At 72.6% G+C, this 7,253-nt stretch carries 5 protein-coding genes; 4 read left to right on the top strand and 1 reads right to left on the bottom strand.

What is annotated here, in order from left to right:
- Positions 1 to 1,099: MFS transporter (locus ACFFNX_RS39730; protein ID WP_378211314.1), on the top strand; the 1,099-nt coding region annotated here is incomplete at its 5' end.
- A gap of 624 nt (positions 1,100 to 1,723) precedes the next feature.
- Here the strand turns inward: ACFFNX_RS39730 and ACFFNX_RS39725 are convergent.
- Entirely contained in the window at positions 1,724 to 2,362 is a 639-nt protein-coding gene (locus tag ACFFNX_RS39725; protein ID WP_378211313.1) for a TIGR03085 family metal-binding protein, read from the bottom strand.
- 65 nt (positions 2,363 to 2,427) lie between these two features.
- Between ACFFNX_RS39725 and ACFFNX_RS39720 the strand changes: the two genes are divergently transcribed.
- The 3 genes from ACFFNX_RS39720 to hisI all read left to right on the top strand — a co-directional run bounded on the left by ACFFNX_RS39720 (position 2,428) and on the right by hisI (position 7,149).
- Positions 2,428 to 6,075, top strand: a complete 3,648-nt coding sequence (locus tag ACFFNX_RS39720) for an ABC transporter transmembrane domain-containing protein (RefSeq protein WP_378211315.1) — start codon at positions 2,428 to 2,430, stop codon at positions 6,073 to 6,075.
- 305 nt (positions 6,076 to 6,380) lie between these two features.
- Positions 6,381 to 6,584: a cold-shock protein gene (locus ACFFNX_RS39715; RefSeq protein WP_285566422.1), complete on the top strand. Its 204-nt coding sequence runs from the start codon at positions 6,381 to 6,383 to the stop codon at positions 6,582 to 6,584.
- A 196-nt stretch (positions 6,585 to 6,780) separates the two neighbouring features.
- Complete coding sequence (gene hisI, locus ACFFNX_RS39710; protein WP_378211311.1) at positions 6,781 to 7,149, top strand: phosphoribosyl-AMP cyclohydrolase; 369 nt, start codon at positions 6,781 to 6,783, stop codon at positions 7,147 to 7,149.
- Positions 7,150 to 7,253 lie beyond the last annotated feature (104 nt).

Here is a 7,253-nt window from a genome sequence, read left to right as displayed (position 1 = left end):
GGACCGCGGCGTGGCCTTCGGCGTGTGGGGCGCGGTCAACGGCGCCGCCGCGGCCGGCGGCCCGGTCCTCGGCGGCCTGCTCACCGAGCACGTGGGCTGGCGGTCGATCTTTCTGGTCAACCTGCCGGTCACCGCCGTGACCGTCGCCCTCACGCTCGCCTGCGTCCGTGAGACCGGACGCACGCCCGGGGCGCGGCCGGACGTGGGCGGCCTGTGCTCGTTCACGGTCTGCGCGGGCGCGCTGACCTACGGGCTGATCCGCGCGGGCGGCGACGGGTTCGGCGCCGCGGTCCCGCTGCTGATGTTCGGCCTGGCCGCCCTGGCTCTGGTCGTCTTCGTCGCCGTCGAACGGCGGGCCCGCCGTCCGCTGCTGGACCTGGCGCTGTTCCGCATCCCCTCCTTCCGCGCGATCATGCTCGGCGGTGCGCTGCTGATGGCCTCGGCGTTCGCCTGCCTGGCCTTCACCTCGGTCTGGCTCCAGGCCGTCCTGGGTCTCGGTCCGGTGAAGGCCGGGCTGGCGGTCGTGCCCATGGCGGCGACGTCGTTCGTCGTCTCCGCCGCCGGCGCGCGGGTCCTGCACCGCGTCCCGCCGCGCCTGACCATCGGGATCGGCCTGCTGCTGATCGGAGCCGGGGCGGGCCTGCAGGGCGTGCTGTCCGCCGGATCCACCTGGACCGCGATCACGCCGGGCCTGGTGGTCGGCGGCGTCGGCGTGGGCCTGGCGATCCCGTCGCTGTCGTCGGCGGCGATGGCGGCGGCCCCGCACGAGCGCGGCGGCATGGCCGGAGGCGCCCTGAACACCTCGCGTCAGCTCGGGTACGCCCTCGGCGTCGCGGTGCTGGGCGTCCTCATGCGAACGCGCGTCGAGCACGTCCTCACCGGCCATGTGCCCGACCCGCACGGCATGGCCGGCGCGGTCGGCGGCGGACGGGCGCCGCACCTGCCGATCGTGCGTTCCGCCGCGGCCTCCGGCCTGAACACGGTCTACGCGGTCTCGGCCGGGCTGGGCCTGGCGGCGGGCGTCATCGTCCTGCTGCTGGTGCGCTCCCCACAGCCGTCACCCACGCCAGAACCCGACCGCGAGGCCGTCACCGCGTGACCGAGATGTGACCGGCCCTTCACGCGGGACCGGTCACCTCCGCCGTCACCCGTCCAGGGACGGCCCTGCGGGCGCTGGTCGGGGTGCCGTGTGCGGTCGGGGCGGGGTTCCGTCGTGGCGCCGGGGTCCGACGGTGTGACCGGCGCCGCTGCGCGGCGGCGGTCATATCCGCCGGTGGACGGTTCGGCGGGTCGTGGAGGCGGGCGCTGGTCGGGTGCTGTGCGCGTGTCCTGGCTCGGTTCCGTCGTGGCGCCGGGGTCCGACGGTGTGACCGGCGCCGCTGCGCGGCGGCGGTCATATCCGCCGGTGGACGGCTCGGCAGACCGTGGAGGCGGGCCTTGGCCGGATGCTGTGCGCTCAGGCGCCGAGGAACGCCCGGACCGCCTCCTGCGCCGCGTCACGCATCCGCGTATGCAGTGCGGCGTTCGCGTCTCTTGGCTCGGTCAGGGTGGCCTGGACAGGGTCCCGCCATGGCGCCGCGACCCGACGGCGTGACCTGCCCCCGCTGCGTGGGGGCGGTCATATCCGCCGGTGGACGGCTCGGCGGGCCGTCTCTGGCTCGGTCAGGTCCCGTCGTAGCGCCGGGGCCCGGCCGCGTGGCCGGCCCCGGCTACGCGAAGGCGGTCACATCCGCCAGCGCGACTGCGACAGCACGTTCACGGCCTCGGCCTCGCCGGTCAGTTCGACCCGCGCGGCCTTTCCGCGGCCCGCCGTCCACAGCGTCAGCTCGCTCGGCAGGCCGCGGACGCGGGCCTGCTTGCCGTTCTTGGTCAGGCGCTGCGTGCGCCCGTCCGGCTCGGCCAGGGTGACCTGGACCGGGACCCGCCGTAGGAGGAAGCGGCCCATCGACAGCCGCCGCCACAGCTGGTCCTCCAGGGCGGCGGGCAGCTCACGGGGCTCCCACTCGGGCCGCGCCCGGCGCACATCCTCGTGATGGATGAAGAACTCGACCGTGTTGGCCACGCCCTCGACCCCCGGCAGGCCCATCGGCGACCAGACCGGCGGTCCCTGGCGGAGCAGGCCGATCAGCCGGGGGAAGGGTGTCTCGGCGGCGATGCGCCGCTGCACCCGTTCGGTGTACCCGGCCAGGAGCGGCACCATGATGCCCGGCGCCGCGTCCGGGCGGCGGTCGCGCAACAGCAGGTGGGCCGCCAGGTCGCCGGTGGTCCAGCCCTCACAGAGCGTCGGGGCGTCCGGGCCGGTCTCGGCCAGCAGGTCGCACAGCGCTTCGCGCTCGGCACGTGCCCAGTTCTGGTTCGCCACCCTCGTGATCGTAGGCCTCGTCGTCCGGCAGCGGAATAACCAAGCGGTTTCGCGTGATAGGTCTTATCGGCCCCGTTACAAGCTGTGAGAGGGGATTTGATGCCGCAAAAGGTGACATCCGACATCCTGCGCAAGGGGATGCGGGTGCTGGGAGTCGCCGTCCGGGCCGAGCCCTTTCTCTTCGTCCTCGCCGTCGTCTTCAGCGGCCTGTACGCCGCCATGACCGTCGGCAGCGCCTGGGTCCTCGGCCGCGTCACCGAGAAGGTCGTGCTGCCGGCCTTCGACCATGGCCACACCACCGCCGGAGTGCTGGCGCTCGGTGCCCTCGCCATCACCGGCGTGGCCGCGCTGAAGGCCCTCGGCGTCGCCGGACGGCGCCTGTTCGCCGGGATGATGCAGTACAACATGCAGGCGACCTACCGCCGGGCCGTCACCCGCCAGTACCTTCGCCTGCCCCTCGCCTGGCACCACCGCCACCCCACCGGGCAGCTGCTGTCCAACGCCAACGCCGACGTGGAGGCCGCCTGGGCGCCGATCGCGCCCCTGCCGATGGCCACCGGCGTCGTCCTCATGCTCCTCATCGCCGCGATCGAGATCCTCGCGACCGACGTCATGGTCGCCATCGTCGGCTTCCTCGTCTTCCCGGCGATCGCCGGGCTCAACGTCATCTACCAGCGGCGTCTCGCGCCGATCGCGGCACGGGCACAGCAGTTGCGCGCGGAGGTCAGCGAGGTCGCGCACGAGAGCTTCGACGGCGCCCTCGTCGTCAAGACCCTCGGCCGCGAGGCCGACGAGACCGAGCGGTTCGCCGCGGTCGCCGGCGAACTGCGCGACGCCAACGTGGCGGTCGGCCGCGTGCGAGGGCTGTTCGACCCGATCCTGGAGGCGCTGCCCAACCTCGGCGTGCTCGCCGTCCTGCTCGTCGGCTCGATCCGCCTGCGCGCCGGCGACATCAACGCCGGCGACCTCGTGCACGTGGCGTACCTGTTCACGCTGCTGGCCTTCCCGATCCGCGCGCTCGGCTGGGTGCTCGCCGAGGTGCCCCGCAGCGTCGTCGGCTGGGACCGCGTCCGCGGCGTCCTCGACGCCACCGGCGAGCTCACCTACGGCGACCGGTCGCCGGCCGGCGACGGCCCGGCGCGCCTCGAGGTGCGCGCCATCCGGTTCGGCTACACCGACGGCGACGTCCTGCACGACGTGGCCCTCACCGCCGAGCCGGGTCACACCATCGCCCTGGTGGGCCCCACCGGCTCGGGCAAGTCCACCCTCACGAACCTGCTCGTACGGCTCGTCGACCCGGCGAGCGGCGACGTGCTCCTCGACGGCGTCGACGTGCGCGACGTCGAGCGCGGCGGCCTCGCGCGTACGATCGCGATGGTCCCGCAGCAGACCTACCTGTTCGACGACACCGTGCGCGGCAACGTCACGCTCGGCCTCGACGTGCCGGACGCGGACGTGTGGGAGGCACTGCGGCTCGCCCAGGCCGACGGCTTCGTCTCGGCGCTGGAGGACGGCCTCGCCACGCGGGTGGGGGAGCGGGGCGCGACCCTGTCCGGCGGACAGCGGCAGCGCCTGGCCCTGGCCCGCGCCCTCGTACGCCGGCCCCGCCTGCTGATCCTCGACGACGCGACCTCCAGCGTGGATCCGCAGGTCGAGGCGCGCATCCTCAGCGGCCTGCGCGACGCGGAGGCGACCGTGGTCGTCGTGGCGTACCGCAAGGCGACGATCGAGCTCGCCGACGAGGTCATCTATCTCGAACGCGGCCGGGTCGCCGGCCAGGGCCCGCACGCGGAGCTGCTCGAACGCTCCGAGGGGTACCGCAACCTCGTCACCGCCTACGAACGGGACGAGGACGACGAGAGCGAAGGGGTGCCCGCGTGACGGCGGTGGACACGAAGACAGAGGAAGGCGCCGAGGCGGGGACGAACCGCCGGGGCGGGCCCGGCATCGGGACGGGCCGGACGTCCGGCCTGGCCACGCTGCGTACGGGCCTGCGCCTGACCCCGGAGTTCCACCGGGGGATCGGCGTGACGCTGGCGCTCGCGCTCGTCGCCACCGTCGGGCGCGTCGTCGTGCCGGTGGCCGTCCAGCAGACGCTCGACCGGGGGCTGAGCTCGCCTGGCGGCCCCGACATCGGCTTCATCCGTACCGCCGTGCTGGTCTGCGGCGCCGCCGTCCTCATCACCGCGGTCGCGGCGTACCGGATGAACGTCCGTCTCTACCAGACCAGCGAGAGCGGCCTGGCGGCCCTGCGCGTCCGCGCGTTCCGGCACGTCCACGACCTGTCGATGCTCACCCAGAGCGCGGAGCGGCGCGGCGGCCTGGTCTCCCGCGTGACCACCGACGTCGACCAGATCAGCCAGTTCATGCAGTACGGCGGACTGATGATCATCATCGCGGGCGGGCAGCTCGTGGTGGCCAGCGTGCTCATGCTGATCTACTCCTGGCCGCTGGCGCTGCTCGTGTGGGTGGTGTTCCTGCCGCTGGCGTTCACGCTGCGGCACTTCCAGCGCTGGCTGTCACGGGCGTACGGCGCCGTACGCGAGCAGGTCGGCGAGATGCTGTCGGCCGTCGGCGAGTCGGTCGTCGGCGCCGCGGTGATCCGCGCGTACGGCGCGGAGGAGCGCACCGCCCGCCGCATCGACGCGTCCGTCGACTCCTACCGCGACGCCCAGACCCGGGCCCAGACCCTCGTCGCCGCGACGTTCCCCTCGACCGAGCTGGTCGCCGCGCTCGCGACGGCCGCCGTGGTCGTGGCGGGCACGGTGATGGGCGTCGGCGGCCACCTGACCGCCGGCCGTCTCGTCGCGTTCCTGTTCCTCGTCACTCTCTTCGTCAGCCCCATGCAGGTGGCCACCGAGGTGCTCACCGACGCGCAGAACGCCATCGCCGGCTGGCGGCGCGTCCTCGACGTCCTCGACACCGAGCCGGACGTGGCCGACCCCGGCGAGGACGGCGTGGAGCTGCCGCGCGGCGCGATCGAGGTGGCCTTCGAGGACGTCTCCTTCGCCTATCCGGGCGGCCCCACCGTGCTGCACGAGGTGTCCGCGCGCATCGCGCCGCGGGCGAGAGTCGCGATCGTGGGCGAGACGGGCTCGGGCAAGACGACGTTCGCCAAGCTGCTGACCCGCCTGATGGACCCCACGTCGGGACGCGTGCGCATCGACGGAGTGCCGCTGCCCGAGGTGCGATTCTCCTCGCTGCGCGAGCGGATCGTGATGGTGCCGCAGGACGGGTACCTGTTCGACGCCACGCTCGCGGACAACATCCGGTACGGGCGGCCCGGCGCCACCGACGAGGACGTCCGGCTCGCGCTCACCGAACTCGGCCTGGCCGACTGGCTGGAGGGCCTGCCCGACGGGCTCGCCAGCGCCGTCGGGCAGCGTGGGGAGTCGCTGTCGGCCGGCGAACGGCAGCTCGTCGCCCTGGCCCGCGCCTACCTCGCCGACCCCGACCTGCTGGTGCTCGACGAGGCGACCTCCGCGGTCGACCCGGCCACGGAGGTACGGCTCCAGCGGGCCCTGGAGGGCATCACCCGCGGCCGTACCGCCATCTCCATCGCCCACCGGCTCTCCACGGCCGAGGCCGCCGACGAGGTCATCGTGTTCGACCAGGGCCGCATCGTGCAGCGGGGCTCGCACGCGGAGCTCGCCGAGCGGCCGGGCCGGTACGCCGAGCTGTACGCCTCATGGGCGGCCCAGCTCCGCTCCTGACCTGCGGACAGTCGCCCAGCGGTGAAAAAACTATTTGCGGATATATAAATCGAGACTGGTGAGCGGCCGGTTTCCCGGGTAGGGGGAGATGGCGAAAAGCCGATTTTCGCTCGGCCATGTGTGAGAGGGCCGTGATGTTGGTAGGCTCCCCAGCGGTTGTAGTCGTAGTTCCAGCGTTCGTTTGCCAAACGCCCGCGGACCGATGACTAGCGGGCGTGTTCTGCTTCTGGGGACACACGAGCTTCCGCAGCAACCGTTAAGTGGCCCATGAAGTGTGGGTCTGTTTGTCCCACAAGGAGTAAGGCATGGCGCAGGGCACCGTGAAGTGGTTCAACGCCGACAAGGGCTTCGGCTTCATCGCCATTGACGGCGGTGGTCCGGACGTCTTCGTGCACTACTCGGCGATCGCCACCTCCGGCTTCCGTTCGCTCGAGGACAATCAGCGTGTGGAGTTCGAGGTCGTCCAAGGCGACCGCGGCCCGCAGGCGGACCAGGTCCGCCCGCTGTAGTTCGCCGACATCCACCCGTTGGGGTCCGTGCCGTTCTCGGCGCGGGCCTCTTCATTTTCTGCCCGCCTTCCTGAATTTTCGGTAAGGAATTATCTGGTGTTCTGGCGGTGTTCGGGAGTCCCCGGCGTTCGCCACGGCAGCCGGTGATCTCGCGTTCGCGCACCCCAGCGACGTTGCCCCGCGATGAACCGGCACAATGGATGTCATGTCCTTGGACCCCAAGATCGCTGACCGTCTCAAGCGGAACTCCGACGGTCTCGTCCCCGCCATCGCCCAGCAGTACGACACCGGCGAGGTGCTCATGCTCGCCTGGATGGACGACGAGGCACTGCACCGCACGCTGACCACCGGCCGCGCCACGTACTGGTCGCGCAGCCGGCGGGAATACTGGGTGAAGGGCGAGTCCTCCGGCCACCAGCAGTGGGTCAAGGAGGTCGCGCTCGACTGCGACGGCGACGCCATCCTCGTCAAGGTCGACCAGATCGGCGCCGCGTGCCACACCGGCGACCGCACCTGTTGGGACGCCGACGTCCTCGAGCCCGTCGTGGGCGAGCGCCCCCGGTGACCGGCCGCCGCGAACTCGTCGTCGCCACGGTGCTGGGCGCGGCGGGCGCGGCCGTCATCGTCGGGTTCGCCGGCCGTACCTGGGCGACCGTCGCCGCGCACGCG

This window comes from Actinoallomurus acaciae (genome assembly GCF_042429965.1).
Lineage (GTDB): Bacteria > Actinomycetota > Actinomycetes > Streptosporangiales > Streptosporangiaceae > Actinoallomurus > Actinoallomurus acaciae.
Note: the sequence above shows the minus strand (reverse complement) of the source record. Positions and strands in the feature narration are given on the sequence as shown.